General features: G+C 61.4%; 23 protein-coding genes and 1 pseudogene. 16 read left to right on the top strand and 8 right to left on the bottom strand.

The window, feature by feature from the left end:
• Nucleotides 1-133: 133 nt before the first annotated feature.
• On the bottom strand, nucleotides 134-454 hold the full coding sequence (locus tag PKE98_RS26285; protein WP_271198442.1) for a low molecular weight protein tyrosine phosphatase family protein: 321 nt from the start codon (nucleotides 452-454) through the stop codon (nucleotides 134-136).
• A gap of 60 nt (nucleotides 455-514) precedes the next feature.
• Complete coding sequence (locus PKE98_RS26290; protein WP_271198443.1) at nucleotides 515-1510, bottom strand: sulfate ABC transporter substrate-binding protein; 996 nt, start codon at nucleotides 1508-1510, stop codon at nucleotides 515-517.
• Nucleotides 1511-1758: 248 nt separating this feature from the next.
• On the opposite strand from PKE98_RS26290, the gene PKE98_RS26295 reads away from it, so the two are divergent.
• The 7 genes and pseudogenes from PKE98_RS26295 to PKE98_RS26325 all read left to right on the top strand — a co-directional run bounded on the left by PKE98_RS26295 (nucleotide 1759) and on the right by PKE98_RS26325 (nucleotide 7364).
• Nucleotides 1759-2397 (top strand): peroxiredoxin, encoded by a 639-nt coding sequence (locus tag PKE98_RS26295; RefSeq protein ID WP_271198444.1) that lies wholly within the window; start codon nucleotides 1759-1761, stop codon nucleotides 2395-2397.
• Nucleotides 2398-2490: 93 nt separating this feature from the next.
• On the top strand, nucleotides 2491-3084 hold the full coding sequence (gene ssuE, locus PKE98_RS26300) for an NADPH-dependent FMN reductase (RefSeq protein WP_271198445.1): 594 nt from the start codon (nucleotides 2491-2493) through the stop codon (nucleotides 3082-3084).
• Between the two features lie 177 nt (nucleotides 3085-3261).
• Complete coding sequence (locus PKE98_RS26305; protein ID WP_271198446.1) at nucleotides 3262-4227, top strand: sulfonate ABC transporter substrate-binding protein; 966 nt, start codon at nucleotides 3262-3264, stop codon at nucleotides 4225-4227.
• A gap of 64 nt (nucleotides 4228-4291) precedes the next feature.
• Nucleotides 4292-5422, top strand: a pseudogene (ssuD, locus tag PKE98_RS26310) (FMNH2-dependent alkanesulfonate monooxygenase); the annotation flags it as partial.
• An 85-nt stretch (nucleotides 5423-5507) separates the two neighbouring features.
• Nucleotides 5508-6299, top strand: coding sequence for an aliphatic sulfonate ABC transporter permease SsuC (gene ssuC / locus PKE98_RS26315; protein WP_271198447.1), 792 nt, complete (start codon nucleotides 5508-5510; stop codon nucleotides 6297-6299).
• Nucleotides 6296-7117: an aliphatic sulfonates ABC transporter ATP-binding protein gene (gene ssuB / locus PKE98_RS26320; RefSeq protein WP_271198448.1), complete on the top strand. Its 822-nt coding sequence runs from the start codon at nucleotides 6296-6298 to the stop codon at nucleotides 7115-7117. Before ssuC ends, ssuB begins: the two co-directional genes overlap by 4 nt.
• Nucleotides 7118-7148: 31 nt before the next feature.
• Nucleotides 7149-7364 (top strand): TOBE domain-containing protein, encoded by a 216-nt coding sequence (locus PKE98_RS26325; protein WP_056842174.1) that lies wholly within the window; start codon nucleotides 7149-7151, stop codon nucleotides 7362-7364.
• Between the two features lie 137 nt (nucleotides 7365-7501).
• Here PKE98_RS26325 and dibA read toward each other — a convergent pair whose 3' ends face one another.
• Nucleotides 7502-9379 carry a phosphodiesterase DibA gene (gene dibA, locus PKE98_RS26330; protein ID WP_271198453.1) on the bottom strand — a complete coding sequence of 626 codons (1878 nt, stop codon included), beginning with the start codon at nucleotides 9377-9379 and terminating at the stop codon, nucleotides 7502-7504.
• Nucleotides 9380-9537: 158 nt separating this feature from the next.
• Here dibA and desA point away from each other — a divergent pair, with 158 nt between their 5' ends.
• Both desA and PKE98_RS26340 read left to right on the top strand, forming a co-directional pair.
• Complete coding sequence (gene desA / locus PKE98_RS26335; RefSeq protein WP_271198454.1) at nucleotides 9538-10725, top strand: delta-9 fatty acid desaturase DesA; 1188 nt, start codon at nucleotides 9538-9540, stop codon at nucleotides 10723-10725.
• A gap of 136 nt (nucleotides 10726-10861) precedes the next feature.
• Entirely contained in the window at nucleotides 10862-11845 is a 984-nt protein-coding gene (locus PKE98_RS26340) for a GGDEF domain-containing protein (protein ID WP_271198455.1), read from the top strand.
• 145 nt (nucleotides 11846-11990) lie between these two features.
• Here the strand turns inward: PKE98_RS26340 and aguA are convergent, their stop codons facing one another.
• The 3 genes from aguA to PKE98_RS26355 all read right to left on the bottom strand — a co-directional run bounded on the left by aguA (nucleotide 11991) and on the right by PKE98_RS26355 (nucleotide 14854).
• Entirely contained in the window at nucleotides 11991-13085 is a 1095-nt protein-coding gene (aguA, locus tag PKE98_RS26345) for an agmatine deiminase (protein ID WP_271198456.1), read from the bottom strand.
• A 113-nt stretch (nucleotides 13086-13198) separates the two neighbouring features.
• Complete coding sequence (gene aguB / locus PKE98_RS26350; protein ID WP_271198457.1) at nucleotides 13199-14077, bottom strand: N-carbamoylputrescine amidase; 879 nt, start codon at nucleotides 14075-14077, stop codon at nucleotides 13199-13201.
• Nucleotides 14078-14212: 135 nt separating this feature from the next.
• A complete protein-coding gene (locus PKE98_RS26355; protein WP_271198459.1) occupies nucleotides 14213-14854 on the bottom strand; it encodes a TetR/AcrR family transcriptional regulator in 642 nt (213 codons plus the stop codon).
• A gap of 187 nt (nucleotides 14855-15041) precedes the next feature.
• On the opposite strand from PKE98_RS26355, the gene PKE98_RS26360 reads away from it, so the two are divergent.
• The 7 genes from PKE98_RS26360 to pcaC all read left to right on the top strand — a co-directional run bounded on the left by PKE98_RS26360 (nucleotide 15042) and on the right by pcaC (nucleotide 21997).
• Nucleotides 15042-15905 (top strand): CoA transferase subunit A, encoded by an 864-nt coding sequence (locus PKE98_RS26360; RefSeq protein WP_271198460.1) that lies wholly within the window; start codon nucleotides 15042-15044, stop codon nucleotides 15903-15905.
• On the top strand, nucleotides 15905-16687 hold the full coding sequence (locus PKE98_RS26365; RefSeq protein WP_271198461.1) for a CoA-transferase subunit beta: 783 nt from the start codon (nucleotides 15905-15907) through the stop codon (nucleotides 16685-16687). The genes PKE98_RS26360 and PKE98_RS26365 overlap by 1 nt, the downstream gene beginning before the upstream one ends.
• Entirely contained in the window at nucleotides 16684-17889 is a 1206-nt protein-coding gene (pcaF, locus tag PKE98_RS26370) for a 3-oxoadipyl-CoA thiolase (protein ID WP_271198463.1), read from the top strand. Before PKE98_RS26365 ends, pcaF begins: the two co-directional genes overlap by 4 nt.
• Before the next feature lie 218 nt (nucleotides 17890-18107).
• On the top strand, nucleotides 18108-19397 hold the full coding sequence (locus PKE98_RS26375; protein WP_271198464.1) for an MFS family transporter: 1290 nt from the start codon (nucleotides 18108-18110) through the stop codon (nucleotides 19395-19397).
• A gap of 45 nt (nucleotides 19398-19442) precedes the next feature.
• The gene (locus PKE98_RS26380) at nucleotides 19443-20795 is read left to right on the top strand and encodes a 3-carboxy-cis,cis-muconate cycloisomerase (RefSeq protein WP_271198465.1); all 1353 of its coding nucleotides are present in this window, start codon (nucleotides 19443-19445) and stop codon (nucleotides 20793-20795) included.
• A 9-nt stretch (nucleotides 20796-20804) separates the two neighbouring features.
• Nucleotides 20805-21593 (top strand): 3-oxoadipate enol-lactonase, encoded by a 789-nt coding sequence (gene pcaD, locus PKE98_RS26385; protein ID WP_271198466.1) that lies wholly within the window; start codon nucleotides 20805-20807, stop codon nucleotides 21591-21593.
• A gap of 14 nt (nucleotides 21594-21607) precedes the next feature.
• Complete coding sequence (gene pcaC, locus PKE98_RS26390) at nucleotides 21608-21997, top strand: 4-carboxymuconolactone decarboxylase (protein WP_271198467.1); 390 nt, start codon at nucleotides 21608-21610, stop codon at nucleotides 21995-21997.
• A gap of 77 nt (nucleotides 21998-22074) precedes the next feature.
• On the opposite strand, the gene PKE98_RS26395 is transcribed toward pcaC, so the two are convergent.
• Complete coding sequence (locus tag PKE98_RS26395) at nucleotides 22075-22905, bottom strand: aldo/keto reductase (protein WP_271198468.1); 831 nt, start codon at nucleotides 22903-22905, stop codon at nucleotides 22075-22077.
• Between the two features lie 279 nt (nucleotides 22906-23184).
• Nucleotides 23185-23321, bottom strand: a 137-nt coding sequence (locus PKE98_RS26400; RefSeq protein WP_271198469.1) for an OprD family outer membrane porin, incomplete at its 5' end; no start/stop codon positions are given.

The following is a 23321-nucleotide window of genomic DNA, read 5'->3' on the forward strand; positions in this document are numbered from 1 at the left end:
GCCGGGATGACGGTGTTTTTCCAGCCAGCACCGTCATCCCGGCGAAGGCCGGGATCCAGTATGGCCAGGCGGACAACCTTGTTAGCGCGATAGGCATTCGCCGTGTGAGCCTGGCTCCCCATCCCGTGAGATTTCAGGGCAGGTATGCCGCCACCTTACGCTTGAGCAACTCCACCAACTCCGGCTGCATAAACTGGTAGTCATCCAGAATGCCCAGGCTGACCACCCGTTTATTGCCCAAGTGCCGACGGAACTTGGTCGCCAGTTTTCGACGATGCACCGGCTCCATCACCACGATCAGCTCCGCCCATTCCAGCAGCTCGGGGCTCTCCGGGTTATCCGCGTCCAGGTTTACCCCGGCGGAGGCCGTATTCACCCCTGGCCAATCGGCAAATACTTGCTCGGCAGTGGGGCTGCGCAGGCGGTTCTTGCTGCAGATAAACAAAATATTCACGGTGTTTCCCTACAAAAAAGCCCGGCACAGTGGCCGGGCTTGGTGTCCTGCTGCAGGCGGTTACTGACCGTTGTACACCTGATCAAACACCCCACCATCATTAAAGTGCGTTTTCTGAATCACCGGCCATTCGCCAAAGGTTTTCACCACCGGCAAGAACTCCACTTTCGGGAAGCGGTCGGAGAACTCGGCGAGGATTTTTGCGTTGCGTGGGCGCAAGTAGTTGTTGGCGGCAATGCGCTGGCCTTCGTCGGACCACAGGTATTTCAGGTACGCCTCGGCTTCTTTGCGGGTGCCTTTCTTGTCGACCACTTTGTCGACCACAGCCACCGGCGGCTCGGCTTCGGCCGACACGCTCGGGTACACCACTTCGAAGCTGCCACGGCCGAACTCGCGGGCGATCATTTCTGCTTCGTTTTCAAACGTCACCAGCACGTCGCCGATGTTGTTCTGCATAAAGGTGGTGGTGGCGGCGCGACCGCCGGTGTCGAGTACCGGTGCTTGCTTGAACAGCTTGCCAACGAATTCCCGTGCGGCTTTTTCGTCGCCGCCCTGCTTGAGCACATAGCCCCATGCCGACAAGTAGGTGTAACGGCCATTGCCGGAGGTTTTCGGGTTCGGTACGACCACTTCCACGCCGCTTTTCAGCAGGTCCGGCCAATCTTTCAGACCTTTGGGGTTGCCTTTGCGCACGATAAATACGGTGGCCGAGGTGAATGGCGCGCTGTTGTCGGGCAGGCGGGTGGCCCAGTTTTCCGGGATCAGGTTGCCGTTGTCGTGCAGGGCGTTGATGTCGGTGGCCATGTTCATGGTGATCACGTCAGCTTGCAGGCCGTCGATCACGGCGCGGGCTTGTTTGCTCGAACCACCGTGGGACATCTGCAAGGTCAGCTCGGGGTTACCCTCGGCCTGCCAGTGCTTGAGGAAGGCGCTGTTGTAGTCCTTGTAGAAGTCGCGCATCACGTCGTAGGAGACGTTCAACAAGGTGGCCGCCTGCACGCTGGAAGCCAGGGCCAGGCTGGCGGCGAGCAGGGAGGTAGAAAGCAGTCGCTTCATCGAAATTTCCTTAGTCCAGGATCCATAGACAAAAAGCCCGTGGGCAATGAGGGTAACCGGCGAATGATAAAAGCCCGGAGTTATTCTGATAAAGAATAATTGATTCCTTGCTTATGCCATCAAGCGGCATCGCGCTTTTCGCCTCATATTCCGTAATCATATAAATAAATTGTTATTTATTCTTTTTAATTTGAACGCAGCCTGAGCATAGTGAGCCCCACGCACCGACATGCACCAGGAGCTGCACCATGAGCCTCAGACTCGGCGACATCGCCCCCGACTTCGAACAAGACTCTAGCCAAGGACGCATTCGTTTTCACGAATGGTTAGGCAATAGCTGGGGCGTGCTGTTTTCGCACCCGGCCGACTTTACCCCGGTATGCACCACCGAACTGGGCTTTACCGCCAAGTTGAAAGACCAGTTCGCAGAGCGCGGGGTAAAAGTCATCGCCCTGTCGGTAGACCCGGTGGACTCGCACCTGAAATGGATCGATGACATCAACGAAACCCAGAGCACGCTGGTGGGTTTTCCGATCATTGCCGACGCCGACCGCAAGGTGTCGAGCCTGTACGACCTGATTCACCCCAACGCCAACGACACCCTCACCGTGCGTTCGCTGTTCGTGATCGACCCGAACAAAAAGGTGCGTCTGACCATCACCTACCCGGCCAGCACCGGGCGCAATTTCCACGAGATTTTGCGGGTGATCGACTCGCTGCAACTGACCGACAACTACAAGGTTGCTACCCCCGCCAACTGGCAGGACGGCGACGAGGTGGTGATCGTGCCGTCGCTGCGTGACGAAGACGAAATCAAGCAACGCTTCCCCAAAGGCTACCGCGCGGTAAAACCCTACCTGCGCCTGACCCCACAACCCAATCGCTGATCGGTCGTCGTCAAGAGCAGCACATACCTGAGCGCGCTTGAGCCTCGGGGGCCAAAGCCCTCAGCAACAAGTCGGCAAGGCAAGGAGTAGGCAATGTTAGTGGTTTCGTTGAGCGGCAGTCCCAGCCAGAGATCCCGCAGTGGAATCTTGCTGGAGCGCTCGCAGCGTTGGCTGCAACAACGCGGTGTGGAAGTGGTGAGTTACCGCGTTCAGGACTTCAACGCTGAAGAGCTGCTGCATGCGCGCTTCGACAGTCCGCAGATCCAGGCCTTGCAGGCCCACGTGGCCGCCGCCGACGGGTTGCTGATTGCAACCCCGGTGTACAAGGCCTCGTTCTCCGGCGCCTTGAAAGTGCTGCTGGACCTGCTGCCCGAGCGCGCGCTGGAACACAAAGTGCTGCTGCCGTTTTCCACCGGCGGCAGCAAGGCCCACATGCTGGCCGTGGACTACGCCCTGCGCCCGGTGCTTACCGCACTCAAGGCGCAGGAAGTGCAGCACGGCGTATTCGCCGATGACAGCCAGATCGCCTACGGCGAGAACGGTGCCGCAGCGCAATTGGCCGTGAGCCTGGAACAGCGTCTGGAAGAGGCGCTGGAACAGTTTCACAGCGCCGTGGCCCGCCGTCCCCAACCCCTTGATCCAAATGTATTGAATCAGCGGTTGCTGACGGCGAACTGGAGTATTTGACGCATTACTCCCCTCTCCCGCGTGCGGGAGAGGGGCAGGGGTGAGGGGCCTTTGAGAATTCCCCCTCACCCCGGCCCTCTCCCTCAGGGAGAGGGGGCAAAAACCAAAAACAATCAGCCTTACTCACCCGCCAACGGGCAAGCAGGCGACATCACTTGAACAGCAAAGGAGAGCGCCATGCGCCCAGTAACTTTGCGTCGGAGTCTGGTCGCCCTGTTTGTCGCGGCCACAGCTTTCGGCGCCGTCAGCCAAGCACAAGCCGAAACCCTGCGGATCGGTTATCAGAAGTACGGCACCCTGGTGCTGCTCAAAGCCAAGGGCACCCTGGAAAAACGTCTTGCCGAACAGGGCGTGGACGTCAAATGGACCGAGTTCCCCGGCGGCCCACAGCTGCTCGAAGGCCTGAACGTAGGCTCGGTGGACTTCGGTGTAACCGGCGAAACCCCGCCGGTATTTGCCCAGGCCGCCGGTGCCGATCTGCTCTACGTTGCCTACGAGCCGCCAGCGCCCCATAGCGAAGCGATCCTGGTGCCCAAAGGCTCGCCGATCAAATCGGTAAAAGAGCTCAAAGGCAAAAAAGTCGTGCTGAACAAAGGCTCCAACGTGCACTACCTGCTGGTGCGTGCGCTGGAAGATGCCGGCCTGAAATACAGCGATATCGAAGTCGCCTACCTGGCCCCTGCCGATGCCCGCGCCGCGTTCGAGCGTGGCAGCGTCGACGCCTGGGTGATCTGGGACCCCTTCCAGGCCGCCGCCGAAAACCAGCTGAGTGCACGCACCCTGCGAGATGGTGAAGGCCTGGTCGACAACCACCAGTTCTACCTCTCCACCAAGCCGTACGCCGAGAAAAACCCGAAAGTCATCGCCACCCTGATCGAAGAAGTGCGCGCTGTGGGCGAAGACTCCAAGGCCGACCCGCAGAAAGTGACCGAACAGGTTGCGCCGCTGCTGGGCCTGTCCAAGGAAATCACCCTGACTGCAGTGAAACGCCAAGGCTACGGCGCCCACTTCATTACCCCGCAAGTGGTCACCGCACAGCAAAAGATCGCCGACACCTTCTACCAACTCAAATTGATTCCCAAACCCTTGAGCATCAAGGACGTGATCTGGACTCCGCCGGCAAAAGTCGCCAGCGCCCAGTAACCAACCAACAGGCAATACCGCCGCTGCCCCGTGTGGGTAGCGGCACTTAAAGGAGACAACTCCCATGAGCTTGAACATTTTCTGGTTTCTTCCCACCCACGGCGACGGTCATTACCTTGGCACCGCCGAGGGCGCTCGCGCGGTCGATCACGGCTACCTGCAACAGATTGCCCAGGCGGCTGACCGCCTCGGTTTTGGTGGCGTACTGATCCCGACAGGGCGGTCCTGCGAAGATTCCTGGCTGGTGGCGGCATCGCTGATTCCGGTCACCACCAACCTCAAATTTCTGGTGGCGCTGCGCCCCGGCATCATTTCGCCGACAGTCGCGGCACGTCAGGCCGCCACCCTGGATCGTCTGTCCAATGGCCGCGCCTTGTTTAACCTCGTTACCGGCGGTGACCCGGACGAGCTGGCCGGTGACGGCCTGTTCCTCAACCACGAAGAACGCTACGAAGCCTCGGTGGAATTCACCCGCATCTGGCGCCGTGTGCTGGAAGGCGAAACCGTCGATTACGACGGCAAACACATCAGTGTAAAGGGCGCCAAACTGCTCTATCCGCCGCTGCAACAACCGCGTCCGCCGCTGTACTTCGGTGGCTCCTCGGGTGCCGCGCAAGACCTCGCCGCCGAGCAGGTCGAAATGGTCCTCACCTGGGGCGAGCCGCCTGCCGCGGTCGCCGAGAAAATCGCCCAGGTGCGCGAAAAAGCCGCCGCCCACGGCCGCACCGTGCGCTTCGGTATCCGCCTGCATGTGATTGTGCGCGAGACCAATGAAGAAGCCTGGGCCGCCGCCGACCGCCTGATTGCCCATGTGGACGACGAGACCATCAAAAAGGCCCAGGCCTCCCTGGCGCGTTTCGATTCGGTTGGTCAGCAACGCATGGCCGCCCTGCACGGCGGCAGCAAAGACAATCTGGAAGTGAGCCCTAACCTGTGGGCCGGCGTCGGCCTGGTGCGTGGCGGCGCCGGTACCGCATTGGTGGGCGATGGCCCGACCGTGGCAGCGCGTGTGAAGGAGTACGCGGACTTGGGTATCGACACCTTTATCTTCTCCGGTTATCCACACCTGGAAGAGTCGTACCGCGTGGCCGAATTGCTCTTCCCGCACCTGGATGTGGCCCGCCCGCAGCGGCCCGAAGGCGCCAACTATGTCAGCCCGTTTGGCGAGATGATCGCCAATGACGTGCTGCCCAAAGCTGTATCGGGTAGGAGCGAGCTTGCTCGCGAACCGGGCGACCCCAAGAGCTTCGCGAGCAAGCTCGCTCCTACGGGTGCCTGACATGAAGCCGATCAATAATTTAGTCAGCCGCGTAGCACCGTTCGTGCTGCCGCTGGCGCTGCTGGCCATCTGGCAACTGGCGGTGGTTACCGGCTGGTTGTCGTCACGCATTCTGCCGGCGCCCAGCGCCGTGTTCGATGCCGCGGTGGCGTTGGTCAGCAGCGGCGATATCTGGCACCACCTGGCTATCAGCGGCTGGCGCGCCGGTATCGGTTTTCTGATTGGCGGCAGCATCGGCCTGACCCTGGGCTTTATCACTGGCCTGTCGAAATGGGGCGAACGCTTTCTCGACAGCACCGTGCAGATGATCCGCAACGTGCCGCACCTGGCGCTGATTCCGCTGGTGATTCTCTGGTTCGGTATCGATGAGTCGGCGAAGATTTTTCTGGTGGCCCTGGGCACCGTGTTCCCGATTTACCTGAACACCTACCACGGCATCCGCAACGTCGACCCAGCGTTGGTGGAAATGGCGCGCAGTTATGGCCTGTCCGGTTTCGGCCTGTTCCGTCAGGTGATTCTGCCAGGTGCCTTGCCCTCGATTCTGGTGGGCGTGCGCTTTGCCCTGGGCTTTATGTGGCTGACGCTGATCGTGGCGGAAACCATTTCGGCCAGCTCCGGCATCGGCTACCTGGCCATGAACGCCCGTGAATTTCTGCAGACCGACGTCGTGGTTGTGGCGATTCTGCTTTACGCCCTGCTGGGCAAACTGGCCGACACCACGGCCCGTGGTCTGGAGCGTGTGTGGTTGCGTTGGCACCCCGCCTATCAAGTGAAAAAAGGCGGTGCCGCATGAATGCATTCAACCCAACAGGCGTAGCGCCGCAGCACCTCAAAGGCGGTATTCCGCTGGCGGTGCGTGGCCTGCATAAATCGTTTGGTGAGCGTGAGGTGTTGCACGACATCGAGCTGCTGATTCCTGCCGGGCAATTTGTCGCCGTGGTCGGGCGCAGCGGGTGCGGCAAAAGCACCTTGCTGCGGCTGCTGGCCGGGCTCGATACGCCCACCAGCGGCGCATTGCTGGCCGGCTCTGCGCCCTTGTCTGATGCCCGCGAAGACACCCGTTTGATGTTCCAGGACTCGCGTCTGCTGCCGTGGAAACGGGTGATCGACAACGTCGGCCTGGGCCTTGGCGGCGACTGGCGCGGTCGTGCGCTGGAAGCCTTGCAAGCGGTCGGCCTGGCCGAGCGGGCCAATGAGTGGCCGGCGGCGTTGTCAGGCGGTCAGAAGCAGCGTGTGGCCCTGGCGCGTGCGCTGATTCACCAGCCGCGTCTGCTGCTGTTAGACGAACCGCTTGGCGCGCTGGATGCCCTGACCCGCATCGAGATGCAGCAACTGATCGAAGGCCTGTGGCAGCAGCATGGTTTTACCGTGCTGCTGGTAACCCACGACGTTAGCGAAGCGGTGGCGATTGCCGACCGCGTAATTCTGATTGAAGACGGCCATATCGGCCTGGATTTGCCAGTCAACCTGGCCCGCCCACGGCAACGTGGCTCGGCGCGGTTGGCGGCACTGGAAGCCGAAGTACTCAACCGCGTGCTGGAAATTCCCGCCGGCCCGCCACCGCCCGAACCTGTTTCACCCTTGCCTACGCAACTGCGTTGGGCCTTGTAAATACACTCAATGAAGCACCAGGAGAAACACCATGACCATTAAAGCGATCAACGTCCGTAACCAGTTCAAAGGCACCATCAAGGAAATCGTACTGGGCGACGTACTGTCGGAAATCGACGTGCAAACCGCCTCGGGTATCGTCACCTCCGTGATCACCACCCGTTCGGTAAAAGAGCTGGAGCTGGGCGTGGGCAGCGAAGTGATTGCCTTCGTGAAGTCCACTGAAGTGTCGATTGCCAAGCTCTAAGGTTTGCTTGGCAACATGGGAACTGGACATTACCTCTGTCGTCCCCGCGAAAGCGGGGACCCAGAATAGTTCAGGAATAGGCGTTATCCCGGACATTCTGGATTCCCGCCCGCGCGGGAATGACGGGCGTTTGTCTTTTACGGTTGGAGCAATTCAGCCGGTTGCGGCTTTCCATACAGATAGCCCTGCCCCAACTCACACCCTAGCCCCTGCAAAAAGGCGGCTTGACTGGCGTCTTCAATGCCTTCGGCTTGCACCTGCATGCCCAGGCTGTGGCCCAGGGCAATCACCGCGCGGGTGATGGCGGCATCGTCATGATCGGCGGGTAGGCCGCGGACAAAACTCTGGTCGAGTTTGAGCTTGTGCACTGGCATGCGTTTAAGCCGCGCCAGCGACGAATAGCCGGTACCAAAATCATCAATGGCCAAGCGCACACCCAAGGCGCGCAGGCGCTGCATCAGTTGCAGGGCGGCATCGGCATCTTCCATCACCGCGCTTTCGGTGATTTCCAGTTCCAGCAAGGCGGCATCCAGGCCGGTGGCGGTCAGCACCTCGGTGACCAGGCCATCGAGTTTGCCGTGGCTGAAGATACGGCTAGAAACGTTCACCGACATAAACTCCAGGTTAAGCCCTTGCCGTTGCCAGGTGGCCATCTGCTGACAGGCTTGGGCCAGCACCCAGGCATCGATGCTGCCGATCAAGTCGCTTTCCTCGGCGATGGGAATGAACTGGTCCGGCGGCACCAGGCCGCGCTCGGGGTGTTGCCAGCGTACCAGCGCTTCCACGCCCAGGAGCTTGCCGGTGTTGAGGCCATAAATCGGTTGGTAGAACACCCGCAGCTCATCTTTTTCCAGGGCCTGGTGCAATTGCGCGCCAAGCTCCACGCGCTGGCGCGCGAGGCTGGTCAGCTCCTGGCTGTAGAAGGCATACGTGGCGCGGCCGCTGCTCTTGGCCTTGAACAGCGCGGAGTCGGCGTTGCGCATGACTTGTTCCACGCTTCGCGCGTCGCTTGGGAACAGGCTGATGCCGATGCTGGCGCCGATAAACAGCTCCTGTTCGTCCACATTGAAGGGCTCGCGCAAGGCAGTGAGCAGTTGCTCGGCAAGGTTTGCCGCCTGCTCGGGCTGCGGGCAGTGCTCCCAGAGCAGGCCGAATTCGTCGCCGCCCAGGCGGGCCAGGGTCATGTCGGGGTGCAGTAGGGTTTGCAGGCGCTCGCTGGCGCTTTTGAGCAGCTCATCGCCGGCGTTATGGCCGAGGCTTTCGTTGACGTGTTTGAAGTGGTCCAGGTCAATCAGCAGCACCGCGCCGCTGGGCTGCTCGCGGCGGCTTGCGTCGATGGCCCGCGCTACCCGTTCGCTGAACAGCAGGCGGTTGGGCAGGTTGCTCAGCGGGTCGTGGTGGGCCAGGTGGTCGAGCTCTTTCTGCGAGGCTTTAAGCACGGTGATGTCGGAGAACACCGCGACGTAATGGCTGATCACGCCGTTTTCGTCATGAATGGCGCGGATGCATTGCCACTGCGGGTAGATTTCGCCGTTCTTGCGCCGGTTCCAGATCTCGCCGCTCCAACTGCCCTGGTTGGCCAGCTCGTACCACATGCGTTGGTAGAAGGCCCGATCATGACGACCGGACTTCAGCAATTGCGGAGAGCGGCCGATGATCTCTTCAAGCGTGTAGCCGGTGATGCGGGTGAACGCCGGGTTGAGGTGGGTGATGCGCATCTGCGCGTCGGTCACCAGCACGCCTTCCTGGGTGGCATCGAACACAGCAGCGGCCTGGCGCAGGTTGCTGACATGGCTGCGCAGGGTCTTCACCGCGTTGAGACGGCGGCGTTCCTTGATGCGCAACGCGCAGAACAGAATGAGCCCGGTGACCATGACAAACAGCAATCCCTTGACCGTGCTCAGGTGCTCAAACACGCCCAGGCTGGCGCTGAGTTTGCTTAAAGCCAGGTCGCTCAAGGCAACCCACAAGCCGGCAAGCACGAGGTAGATCAGGGTAGGGCGCAGGGCTCTCATGCAGTTAACGGCCTTTAATTGATTACTAGCCGTGAGGGCTGGCTAGAAAATGTACATATTTTGATCTAACAGCAGGGTGGTTTTCTCACACTGCTTGGAGATAATGCCCACGCGCTGCTGTTTCAGCTGCGCGTTCACTTTCCGAGGTAGCTCCATCTATGTGGTACAACGGTTTTCTCGATCTGTCGGCCTGGCAGGTATTGGCGGTCACCTTGCTGATGACCCACGTGACCATTGTGTCCGTGACGGTTTATCTGCACCGCTATTCCGCGCACCGCTCGTTGGAACTGCATCCTGCGCTCAAGCACTTTTTCCGTTTCTGGCTGTGGATGACCACCGGCCAGAACACCCGTGAATGGACCGCCATTCACCGTAAACACCACGCCAAATGTGAAACCGTAGATGACCCCCACAGCCCGGTGATCAAAGGTTTGTCGACCGTGCTGCGCAAGGGCGCGGAATTGTACCGCGCGGAAGCGGAAAACTCCGAAACCCTGCGTATCTATGGCAAGAACTGCCCTGAGGACTGGATTGAGCGCAACGTTTATTCGCGAGTCCCCTTGGGCGGTATCGCCATCATGGCGGTTATCGACCTGGTCCTGTTCGGTGCTCTGGGTATTACCGTCTGGGCGGTGCAGATGATGTGGATTCCCGTGTGGGCCGCCGGCGTCATCAATGGGCTGGGCCATGCCGTGGGCTACCGCAACTTCGAATGCCGCGACGCCGCCACCAACCTGGTGCCGTGGGGCATCCTTATCGGCGGTGAAGAACTGCACAACAACCACCACACCTACCCCAACTCGGCCAAGTTGTCGGTGCGCAAGTGGGAGTTCGACATGGGCTGGGCGTGGATTCAGGTGTTCAGCTTTTTCCGCCTGGCCAAGGTGCAACGCGTGGCGCCCATTGCCCACCGGGTGAGCGGCAAAGGCTACCTGGACATGGACACCGCCATGGCCATCCTCAACAACCGTTTCCAGATCATGGCCCAGTACCGCCGCGCTGTGATTGCGCCGCTGGTGAAGCTGGAACTGGCCAAGGCCGACGCCTCGGTACGCGCCAAGTTTCACCGCGCCAAGCGCCTGCTTTCGCGGGAAACCAGCCTGCTGGACGAGCGTCACCATGCGCGTATCCAGGTGATGCTGGAGCAAAGCCAGGCCCTGAAAGTGATCTACGAAAAACGCCTGGCGCTGCAACATATCTGGGTTAAAACCAGTAGCAACGGTCACGACATGCTGGAGGCGATGAAGGTTTGGGTGCACGAAGCGGAGCAAAGCGGTATTCAGTCGCTGCGTGATTTTGCCGAGCACTTGAAGACCTACTCGCTGCGCCCGGCCGGCGCGCTCTGATTAATCGGGTAGAAATACCGCAAAAAGCGCCGTAGAGCGCCTAAGCCCGCCGTTCGGCGGGCTTTTTTCTGTGTCAGGGATTGGCACCTTATGCTGCGCGAATTGTCGTAGTTTCGTTGCTAGAAAAGGATATCTAATGGACGAACATTCTCACCCTCCACCGCCGCTTACCCCCGAGCTGGAAGAGCTGACCCTCGCGCTATTGCACAGCCGTGGCGAAGTGGAACGCTTGCGCGAGCGCGAGCACCTGTTCAGCTCGCTGCTGGACAGCGTCAACACCGTATTGTGGGCCTTTGACTGGGATGCCCAACGCATCATCTACGTCAGCCCCGCCTATGAGCGTGTGTTCGGCCGCAACGCCGGGTTGCTCATGGCCGACTATGGCGAATGGCTCAACAGCATTTATCCCGATGACGTCGAACATGCCGCCGCGAGCTTCGCCGAGGTGCTGGTCAAGGGTGCAGTTGAAGACCGCGAATACCGAATTCTGCGTGCCGATGGGCAATTGCGCTGGCTCAGCGACAAATGCTTTATCAGCCGCCAGGCCGAAGCCGGCAAGCCGCTGATTGTGGTCGGCATTGCCGAAGACATCACCGACAAGAAACACCTCGAAGGCGAGCTGCACCGTCTGGCCACCACCGACGTGCTGACCCAGAGCAGCAACCGCCGCTACTTCTTCGAATGTGCCCACACCGAATTCCAGCAAGCGACTCAGGAAGAGGCGCCCTTGGCATTTCTGCTGCTGGATGTGGATAACTTCAAACACATCAACGACACCTACGGCCACCAGATGGGCGATGTGGTGCTGCAACGCATTGCTCAGTGCGGCAGTGCAGCGTTGCGCCGGGGGGACTTGTTCGGGCGTATCGGCGGGGAAGAGTTTGCCGCGTTGTTTCCCTGCTGCACCGAAGAGCTGGCGCTGCAGATTGCCGAGCGCCTGCAGCGGGAAATTCAACGGTTGGTGTTCAGCTGTAACGGCACCACATTTGGCGTGACCGTAAGCCAGGGGCTGACCAGCCTGACCCGTGCAGACGTCACCCTCGACACCCTCTTTGCGCGGGCAGATGCGGCGATGTACGACGCCAAGCGCCAGGGGAAGAACCGGATTATCCGGGCGTAACGGTGTTCGCCGTGGCCCTCACCCCCAGCCCCTCTCCCGCACGCGGGAGAGGGGAGCCAGACCGCAGTCTTGCTACCTCCACCGTACCAGCACCCTCTGCCCGCTTGCGGGAGAGGGTTGGGGAGAGGGTTTTCCGCTAGTAGGTTTAAGCCGGCTGCTGCTGGGTAATGCAGTGAATATTCCCACCGCCGAGCAAAATCTCCCGCCCCGGCACCATCACCACTTCATGCTGCGGAAACAGGCGCTGCAAAATCGCCTGAGCTTCGGCATCTTTCGGGTCATCAAAACTCGGGGCGATGATGCCGCCGTTGACGATCAGGAAGTTGACGTAGGAACCGGCCAGGCGAATCGACGGATCGCGCTCCTGGGTACCGGCCACCAGATCCACGCCAGCGCATTCTTCGTCGGTCGCATACAGCGGCCCAGGAATCGGCATCTTGTGCACCACCAGCTGGCGGCCTTTGGCGTCTTTTACCGTTTCCAGGACACGCATGGCGGCCTGGCAGCGCTCGTAGTTGGGGTTCTGTGTGTCGTCAGTCCAGGCCAGCAGCACTTCGCCGGGGCGCACATAGCAACAGAAGTTATCCACATGGCCGTCGGTTTCGTCGTTGAACAGGCCGTCGGGCAGCCAGATCACAGTATCGATAGCCAGGTGCTCACGCAGCACGCCTTCGATTTCTTCGCGGGTCAGGTGCGGGTTGCGGTTGCGGTTGAGCAGGCACTCTTCGGTGGTGATCACCGTGCCTTCGCCGTCGACGTGAATTGAGCCGCCCTCCAGCACGAAGCCTTCGGTGCGGTAACGGTCGCGGCGCTCGATCTCGAGGATCTTGCTGGCCACCTGGTCGTCCCGCGTCCACGGCGAATACAGGCCGCCGTCGAAGCCACCCCAGGCGTTGAAGCCCCAGTCCACACCGCGCACTTCGCCTGCGGCATTGCGTACGAAGGTCGGGCCGGTGTCACGCACCCAGGCATCGTCGGTGGTGATTTCCACCACGCGGATATTGTCGCTGTCCAGGCGTGCGCGGGCGTTTTCGTATTGCTCGGCGCTCACGCAGACAGTCACCGGCTCGAAGCGGGCAATGGCCTTGGCCACGGCGGTGAACGCCGCCTGCGCCGGCTTGCCGCCCAGGCGCCAGTTGTCCGGACGCTGCGGCCAGACCATCCAGGTCTGGCTGTGGGGTGCCCACTCGGCAGGCATATGGAAGCCGTCGGCGCGGGGGGTGGAATTCAGTGTGGTCATTGCAAATACCTTTGGTGGAACCCGTAGGAGCGAGCTTGCTCGCGAAGCTCTCAAGGTCAACAGCTTCGGGAGCAAGCCCGCTCCTACAGTACATAGATGAAGTGACGTTGGTATTAGGACTCCAGCGCGCCATCCAGGGTCTTGATCGCGCCGTACAGATTCGGTCGGCGATCTCGGAAGCTGCCCCAGGCGCTGCGGATGTGTTCCAGCTGATCCAGGTCGAAAGTATGCACCAGGATGCCTTCTTCGGTTTCGTTCAGCTCTTGCACTTTTTCGCCGAACTGGTTGGCGATAAAGGACGAGCCGTAAAAGGTGATGTCATAGCCGTCCTGCGCTTCGTTGCCGATGCGGTTGGAGGCAATCAGCGGCATCAGGTTGGCGCCGGCATGGCCTTGTTGCACGCGCTGCCAGCGGTCGCGCGAGCTGATGGTTTTGTCATGGGGCTCGCTGCCGATGGCGGTGGGGTAGAACAGAATTTCTGCACCCTGCAGCGCCATGCTGCGCGCGCATTCGGGGAACCACTGGTCCCAGCAGATGCCCACGCCGATCTTGGCGTAACGGGTGTTCCATACCTTGAAGCCGGTGTCGCCGGGGTTGAAGTAGTACTTCTCGTGGTAGCCCGGGCCGTCTGGGATATGGCTTTTGCGGTACACGCCCAGGTTGCGGCCGTCGGCATCGATGATGGCAATGCTGTTGAAACGTGCGCGGCCGGCCAGTTCGAAATAGCTGATCGGCAACACCACCTGCAGCTCTTTGGCCAGCTTCTGGAAGTGGGCGATGGCGGCATTGGTGTCGGTGGGCGTGGCCAGCTGCAGGTACTCGGGGTTGGGCTTCTGGCAGAAGTACGGGGTCTCGAACAGTTCCTGAATCAGGATGATCTGCGCGCCTTTTGCAGCCGCTTCGCGCACCAGTTTTTCAGCGGTGGCGATGTTCGCTGCGCGATCCCAGGAACAGGCCATCTGCGTGGCGGCGACAGTGACGGAACGAGCCATAAAGCACCTCTTTTATTGTTGGCAGGCCAGAAGGCCAATGAGCAGGTGCGACTTTATAGTCGATAAAAATCCGACTTAGAAGGTGATTATTTCTATTGCTTGCCTTTTATCGATAAAAATACAGATAAATATCGGCTAGTGAACCGGGGTTTCACGCTTGGGAAGGAACGCCGGCAGGTACAGACCCAGATAAACATCGAATACACGCATGCCTTCTTCGGCCAAACGCTCGGTAATCGTGCCGTGCTGCTGCACCGAGCGGGCGTACACGCGGTCACTCAGCTCCAGGGCCAGGGCAAATACATCCAGCTCGGCGGGCAGGGCCGGCAGGGGGAAGTGGCGGTCAAACAGCTCATGGAGCAGGCGGCCCAGTTCGATGTCGTGCTGGCGGTCGGCCTGGGTGACTTCGCTCAGGCCGTGCTGGGCGAGGATCAGTTGCCGGGCGGCGGCGTCGCTCGTGTAGATATCGAGCATCCGTTGTTCCACCAGGCCCGACAGGTCGCGCCAGTGGTTGAGGCTGGCGTGGTCGATGGGCAGAGCCAGTGCGGCGCGAAAGGCCGCGTGCACGTCGGCCGTCAGCGCTTCAAGAATCGCCGGCACGCTGGCGAAGAAGTGGTACACGGAGGAGGGCGGCATCTGCGCGCGCTCGGCCACGCTATAGATCGACAGGCCAGTCACGCCCTCTTCGGCCAAGAGCGTCCGGGCGGCATCAACAATGGCGGCGATACGGGCCTGGCTGCTGGCGCGGGGTTTGCGGGCGGTGGCGGGACGCTGCATTAGGGCTCTCCTTGGGCGAGGCGCTATTGGATGTCACTCGGCAGAACCGCGCAAGCCACCTACTTCACTGTTCGATAATCGAACGGATAGTCGACTATCGGATTGTTCCCCTCCCGGTCGCGGCGTACTGTTTTCCCACCCGGCGTCTACCTCTTGCGACGCCTCGGATAACAAGACGAGATCGAACATGGCTGAACTCCTGTCTCTGCGCGAAGCGGTCGAGCGCTTTGTCCACGATGGCGACACTGTCGCCCTCGAAGGCTTTACCCACCTGATTCCGACTGCCGCGTCCCACGAATTAATTCGCCAGGGCAAGAAAGACCTGACCCTGGTGCGCATGACGCCGGACCTGGTCTACGACCTGCTGATCGGTGCCGGTTGCGCCAAGCGCCTGGTGTTCTCCTGGGGCGGTAACCCGGGCGTCGGTTCGCTGCACCGCCTGCGCGATGCCGTCGAAAAAGACTGGCCGCATGCGTTGGAAATCGAAGAACACAGCCATGCCGATCTCGCCAACTCCTACGTTGCCGGTGCCTCGGGCCTGCCGTTTGCGGTGCTGCGCGCTTACGCCGGTTCCGACCTGCCGAAGGTCAATCCGCTGATCAAGACCGTCACCTGCCCGTTCACCGGCGAAGTGCTGGCGGCGGTGCCGTCGGTGCGCCCGGACGTGACTGTCATTCACGCGCAGAAAGCCGACCGCAAGGGCAACGTGTTGCTCTGGGGCATTCTCGGTGTGCAGAAAGAAGCCGCCCTGGCGGCCAAGCGCTGCATCGTCACCGTCGAAGAAATCGTCGACGACCTTAACGCGCCGATGAACGCCTGCGTACTGCCGACCTGGGCGTTGACTGCCGTGTGCCTGGTGCCCGGTGGCGCGCACCCGTCCTATGCCCACGGCTACTACGAGCGCGACAACCGCTTCTACCAGGCCTGGGACCCGATTGCCCGCGACCGTGACACCTTCACCGCGTGGATCAATGAATACATTCGTGGCACCGAAGACTTCGCCGCTTTCCAGCAGAAGATCGCCAGCAAGCACACCGCGGAGGCCAAGTAATGAGCGACTACAGCACCAATGAAATGATGACCGTCGCTGCCGCCCGCCGCCTGAAAAATGGCTCGGTGTGCTTCGTCGGTATCGGCCTGCCTTCCAAGGCCGCCAACCTGGCGCGCCTGACGTCCTCGCCCGACGTGGTCCTGATTTACGAGTCCGGCCCGATTGGCGCCAAACCCACCGTACTGCCGCTGTCGATTGGCGATGGCGAGCTGGCCGAAACCGCCGACACCGTGGTGCCGACCGGCGAGATTTTCCGCTACTGGTTGCAAGGCGGGCGTATCGACGTGGGGTTCCTGGGTGCCGCTCAGGTGGACAAGTTCGGCAATATCAACACCACCGTGATCGGCGACTACCACAAGCCCAAAGTGCGCCTGCCCGGTGCCGGTGGCGCGCCGGAAATCGCCGGTTCGGCCAAGTCGGTGCTGATCATCCTCAAGCAATCGCACCGCACCTTTGTGGATAAGTTGGCGTTCATTACCTCTGTCGGTTTTGGCGAAGGCGGCGACCACCGTCAGCGTCTGGGCCTGCCAGGCAAAGGCCCGGTCGGGATCATTACCGACCTGTGCATCATGGAACCGGAAGCCGGCAGCAACGAATTTATCGTCACCTCGCTGCACCCGGGCGTGACCCGCGAACAGGTGGTGGAAGCGACCGGCTGGCAGATTCGTTTTGCCGATACCGTGGGCGTTACCGAAGCCCCGCAGGCCCATGAGCTGGATGCCCTGCGTGCCCTCGAAGCGCGTACCGCTGCCGCCCACGGCCAGGCTGGGGGTGAGGAATGACTCGCGAGGTTTTTATCTGCGATGCCGTGCGCACGCCGATTGGTCGCCTGAACGGCGGGCTGGCACCGGTGCGGGCCGATGACCTGGCCGCCGTGCCGCTCAAGGCGTTGATGGAGCGCAACCCGCAGGTAGATTGGAGCGCCCTGGACGAAGTATTTATGGGCTGCGCCAACCAGTCGGGCGAAGACAACCGCAACGTCGCGCGCATGGCTGTGCTGTTGGCCGGCCTGCCGCAAAGCGTGCCGGGCGTCACCCTCAACCGCCTGTGCGCTTCCGGTATGGAAGCCGTGGGCGCGGCCTTCCGCGCCATTGCCAGCGGCGAAATGGAATTGGCCATCGCCGCCGGCGTCGAGTCCATGACCCGCGCACCGTACGTGATGGGCAAGGCTGACAGCGCCTTTGGTCGCGGGCAGAAACTGGAAGACACCACGCTGGGCTGGCGCTTCGTCAACCCGGCGATGAAAGAACAGTACGGCGTAGACCCCATGCCGGTCACCGGCGACAACGTGGCGCAAGACTACAGCGTCAGCCGCGCCGACCAGGACGCCTTCGCCCTGCGCAGCCAGCAGCGGGCGGCAGCGGCCCAGGAAGCCGGTTTCTTCGCCGAAGAAATCGTGCCGGTGGTGATCAAAGGCAAGAAAGGCGACACCGTATTCAGCGTCGACGAGCACCCCCGCGCCGACACCAATGCCGAAGGGTTGGCCAAGCTCAAACCGGTCAATGGCGCGGATAAAACCGTCACTGCCGGCAATGCCTCGGGCCTTAACGACGGCGCGTCGGCCATCATCCTGGCATCGCGCGAGGCGGTGAAGCAATTTGGCCTCACCCCGCGCGCTAAAGTGTTGGGCATGGCCAGCGGCGGCGTGGCGCCGCGGGTAATGGGCATTGGCCCTATTCCGGCAGTGCGCAAGTTGCTGGCGCGCTTGAACCTGAGCATCGATGCGTTTGATGTGATTGAACTCAATGAAGCATTTGCCGCTCAGGGCTTGGCCGTCACCCGTGATTTGGGCCTGGCTGACGACAGCGCCAAGGTGAACCCCAACGGCGGCGCCATCGCTCTTGGCCACCCGCTGGGCATGAGCGGCAATCGCCTGGTGCTGACGGCTGTGCATCAGTTGCAGAAAACCGGTGGCAAGCTGGGGTTGGCGACGATGTGTGTCGGTGTGGGGCAAGGGTTGGCTATCGCCATTGAAGCTGTTTAGGCCGCTCCGTCGCGTTCGCCACACCCTTCTGGGGCCCAGTCTGCGCTGGGACGACGGGGGCTTTTCCACTCCACCGTCATCCCAGCGCAGGCTGGGATCCCGGTACGCAAATACGCCGAGCTGCACGCGTGCCGTTGAGCGAAGCGGCACATTGGTTGGAACAGGGTTGCCGTTACGTGGGTCTAGACTCACGCATACACCCAAACGAGTAACAAATTATGACCACCCCGCATTACACCGGCGAAGAGCGCAGCAAGCGCATCTTTGCGATCGTAGGTGCCTCTTCGGGCAACTTGGTTGAATGGTTCGACTTCTACGTTTACGCCTTCTGCGCCATTTACTTCGCCCCGGCTTTCTTTCCGTCCGACAACCCCACGGTGCAGTTGCTCAACACCGCTGGCGTGTTTGCCGCCGGCTTTCTGATGCGCCCCATTGGTGGCTGGCTGTTCGGCCGGCTGGCCGACAAACGCGGGCGAAAGCACTCGATGATGATCTCGGTGCTGATGATGTGCGCCGGCTCCCTGGTTATCGCCTTTATGCCCACCTACGCCACCATCGGCGCCTGGGCGCCGGCCATCTTGCTGATGGCGCGGATGTTCCAAGGCCTGTCGGTGGGCGGTGAATACGGCGCCACGGCTACCTATATGAGTGAAGTGGCGCTGCGTGGCCAACGCGGGTTTTTTGCCTCGTTCCAGTACGTGACCCTGATCGGCGGGCAACTGCTGGCAGTGTTGCTGGTGGTGATCCTGCAGCAGGTTCTCAGCGAAGAAGAACTGCGCGCCTGGGGCTGGCGGATTCCGTTTGTGGTCGGTGCCTGTGCGGCGGTGATCTCGCTGTTGCTGCGCCGCAGCCTGGAAGAAACCACTACTGCCGAGCAACGCGCCGACAAGGACGCCGGCAGCATCGCCGCGCTGTTCAAACACCACAAAGCGGCCTTTATCACCGTGCTCGGCTACACCGCCGGTGGCTCGCTGATTTTCTACACCTTCACCACCTATATGCAGAAATACCTGGTGAACACCGCGGGCATGCACGCCAAGACGGCGAGCTACATCATGACCGGCGCGCTGTTCCTGTATATGTGCATGCAGCCGGTGTTCGGCATGCTTTCGGACAAGATTGGTCGGCGCAATTCCATGCTCTGGTTCGGCGCCCTGGGTACCCTGTGCACCTTGCCGATTCTGCTGACCTTGAAAACCACCACCAGCCCGATTCTGGCCTTTGTGCTGATTACCCTGGCGCTGGCAATTGTCAGTTTCTACACCTCCATCAGCGGCCTGGTTAAGGCGGAAATGTTCCCGCCGCAGGTGCGTGCCCTGGGCGTGGGCCTGGCCTATGCCGTGGCCAACGCGCTGTTCGGTGGCTCTGCCGAGTACGTGGCGCTGGGGCTGAAAAGCATCGGCATGGAAAACACCTTTTACTGGTACGTGACGGCGATGATGGCGGTGGCATTCCTGTTCAGCCTACGCTTGCCGAAACAGGCTGCGTACCTGCATCACGATCACTAAGATCGTTGCGCGCGCCTTGTTGGCGCGCGCCATTAAGGACGATGTATGAGCAACAAGTTGTTCGACACCTACTTCACTCAGCCAGCCATGCGCGTGATTTTCTCCGACCATGGCCGCCTGCAAGGCATGCTCGATTTCGAAGCTGCGTTGGCCCGCGCGCAAGCGGCCACCGGGCTGATTCCGGCCGAGGTGGTGGCGCCGATTGCGGCTGCCTGCCAGGCCGAACTGTTCGATGTGGATACCCTCGCCGTGGCCATCGCCACCGCCGGCAATTCCGCCATTCCGCTGGTCAAGGCCCTGGGCAAGCAGATCGCCGGCGTCAGCAAGGAAGCCGAGCGTTATGTGCACCTGGGCGCGACCAGCCAGGACGTGATGGACAGCGGCCTGGTGCTGCAACTGCGCAGCGCTATCGAGTTATTCGAGCAAGACCTGACCACACTGGCCAACGCCCTGGCTAGCCAAGCCAGCCTGCATTGCGCTACGCCCATGGCCGGTCGCACCTGGCTGCAACATGCCACGCCAGTCACCCTGGGGATGAAAATCGCCAGCAGCCTGGGCGCCATTACCCGCCACCGTCAGCGCTTGGCCGAGCTCAAGCCGCGCCTGCTCGTGCTGCAGTTCGGCGGTGCGTCGGGCAGCCTTGCGGCGCTGGGTGACAACGCCATGCCGGTGGCCGAGGCATTGGCAACCGAGTTGAACCTGCAATTGCCGGAACAACCCTGGCACACCCAACGCGATCGTCTGGTCGAGTTCGCCAGCTGGCTCGGCCTGGTGGCCGGCACCCTGGGTAAACTCGGTCGCGACCTGAGCTTGCTGATGCAAACCGAAGCCGGCGAAGTGTTCGAGCCTTCGGCGCCGGGCAAGGGCGGGTCGTCCACCATGCCGCACAAACGCAACCCGGTGAGCTGCGCAGTGCTGATTGGCGCTGCCACCCGCGCGCCCGGCCTGGTGGCGACCATGCTTGCGGCCATGCCTCAGGAGCACGAGCGCAGCCTGGGCCTGTGGCATGCCGAATGGGAAACCTTGCCGGAGCTCTGCTGCCTGCTGTCCGGTGCCTTGCAACAGGCGCTGGTGGTGGTGCCAGGGCTGGAAGTGAATGCCGAGCGTATGCGCCACAACCTCGACCTCACCCAAGGCCTGGTGCTGGCCGAGGCCGTGAGCATCACCCTGGCCCAGCGTATCGGTCGCGACGCCGCTCACCACCTGCTGGAGCACTGCTGCCGCCTGGCGGTGGAGCAGGGCGTGCACCTGCGTCAGGTGCTGGGGGAAAACACCGACGTCACCGCCCAGCTCAGCGATGAAGAGCTGGACCACCTGCTCGACCCCGCCCATTACCTCGGCCAGGCGCGTTTGTGGGTACAGCGCGCGATTGCCGACCATCAGTTACTGAGTGCTTAGGAGCGTTTCATGCCTGCCGTACACCTCGCCGATGGCGACCTGAATTACCTGCTTGAAGGCGATAAACAGCTGCCGGTGTTGGTGCTGTCCAACTCGCTGGGCACTGATCTGCATATGTGGGATGCGCAGATCGAAGCGTTCACCCAGCACTTCCAGGTGCTGCGTTACGACACCCGTGGCCACGGCAAATCGCTGGTGACCGAAGGCCTCTACAGCATCGAGCAGAACGGCCGCGATGTGTTGGCCTTGCTCGACGCGCTGGCAATCGACCAGGTGTATTTCTGCGGCCTGTCCATGGGCGGGCTGATCGGCCAGTGGCTGGCGATCAACGCCCCGGAGCGTCTCAAGCGCGTGGTGCTGTGCAATACCGCCGCCAAGATTGGCAATCCCGATGTGTGGAACCCCCGTATCGAGATGGTGCTGCGCGATGGCCCGGCCGCCATGCTGGCGCTGCGCAATGCGTCCATCGCGCGCTGGTTTACCCCGGCATTCGCCGAGGCCGAAACCGCGAAGGTTGAAGCCGTGGTCGGCATGCTCGCGGCCACCTCGCCGCAAGGCTATGCCGCCAACTGTGCGGCGGTGCGCGATGCCGATTTCCGTGAGCAGATCGGCTCGGTGTCGCTGCCACTGTTGATGGTGTGTGGCACTGAAGATGCCGTGACCACGCCGGCTGACGGCCGCTTTATTGTGGAGCGCGTGAAGGGTGCGCAGTTGGTTGAATTCCATGCAGCGCATCTTTCCAATGTTGAAGCCGGGGCTGCCTTCAGCCAGGCCGTGCTCGAATTTCTGACCCACTGATTGGCGGACGCCCGATGGACGAAAAAGAACGTTATGACGCGGGTATGCAAGTACGCCGCGCGGTACTGGGCGACGCCCATGTGGACCGCAGCCTGAAGAACCTCACGCCGTTCAACGAAGAGTTTCAGGAAATGATCACCCGCCATGCCTGGGGTGATATCTGGACCCGCCCGGGCTTGCCACGGCACACCCGCAGTTTGATCACCATCGCCATGCTGATTGGCATGAACCGCGAGGGTGAATTGAAGCTGCACCTAAAGGCCGCCAAGAACAATGGCGTGACCCGTGAGGAAATCAAGGAAGTGCTGATGCAGAGCGCGATTTATTGCGGGATTCCGGCGGCAAATGCCACGTTCCATCTGGCCGAAGAAGTGTGGGACGAGATGGGCGTGGAATCGCTGTAACGCTCTTGTAGGGTGTGCTGTGCGCACCAAGCGATAGCGGGAATATCGCTGCGGTGCGCACAGCACACCCTACGGACCTAGTCCCATTTGGGGGCGAAGTTTGGATTCACAATCCGCACATCCTTGGGCAACGCGGCAATCGCGCGGCGGTCTTCGTCGTCCAATTTCAGTTTCAATGCGTCCAGATTGGCTTGCTGGTTAACGGCGCTATTGGACTTGGGAATGGCGGCCACACCCTCTTGTTCCAGCACCCACGCCAACGCCACCTGGCTCGGCAGCACGCCGTGTTTTTCAGCGATACGCTGCACCGTTTCGGTGTCCGCACCCTGGCCGCGCGCCAGCGGGGTGTAGGCGGTTAACGCCAGGCCGTGCTGACGGGCAAAGTCGAGCACCGGCTGCTGGTTCAGCAGCACGTGATATTCCACCTGCACCACCGACAACGGCGCGCCCAGTTCCACCACGGCGCGGGTGAGTTGCGCGACGTTGAAGTTGGCCACGCCAATCTGCCGCGCCTTGCCTTCTTCACGCAGCGCCACCAGGGTGTCGATGCTGCGCTCCAGGCTCCAGCCTGCGCTTTCATTGCCGGGCCAGTGAATCAGAAACAGGTCCAGGCAGTCGTCGCCCAGCGCTTTGCGGCTGGCGTCCAGTGACTGACGCATGGCTTGCGGTTCCAGCTTGTCCCACCAGACCTTGGTGGTGACATGGATCTGCTCACGGGGGATGGACGTCTGCGCCAGGGCCTTGCCGACGGCAGCTTCGTTGTCATAGGCCGTGGCGGTGTCAAGGTGGCGATAGCCCAGGTCCAGGGCCTGCTCAAGCGTGCGCGTGCAGTCTTCGCCCAGCATCCGCCAGGTGCCCAGGCCGAGTTTGGGCAGGTGCAGTCCGGTGCGGGTGGTGATGGATTGCATAAGGAGTTCCTGTCGATGGGTTGTCGGGGTTTGACTCGCGAGCCGGTCTCGCGTTCGCTCGCAAACCCACCGTCGTCCCAGCGCAGGCTTGGTCCCAGAATGTATTGGCATTCGCGTCTGCTCCGCGACTCTGGATCCCAGCCTGCGCTGGGATGACGAATGTTCTGGCGTAAAAAAAGCCCATCACAGGGACGGGCTTGGGTCAGAGCGTAGGTTGGGTTGAGCGCAGCGAAGCCCAACGATACGAACTCGTCAGCGCCACCGCGCAAACCCGCTAAATCACAGCAACGAAATCGGATAGCTGACGAAAATCCGGTTCTCATCAAACTCATTGGTGTTGAAGTCGCGGCGCATGGTGGAGTTACGCCATTTGACGTTGAGGTTTTTGAACGTACCGCTCTGCACGGTGTAGGCCA

This window comes from Pseudomonas turukhanskensis (assembly GCF_027922365.1).
In the GTDB taxonomy this organism is placed as follows: Bacteria; Pseudomonadota; Gammaproteobacteria; order Pseudomonadales; family Pseudomonadaceae; genus Aquipseudomonas; species Aquipseudomonas turukhanskensis.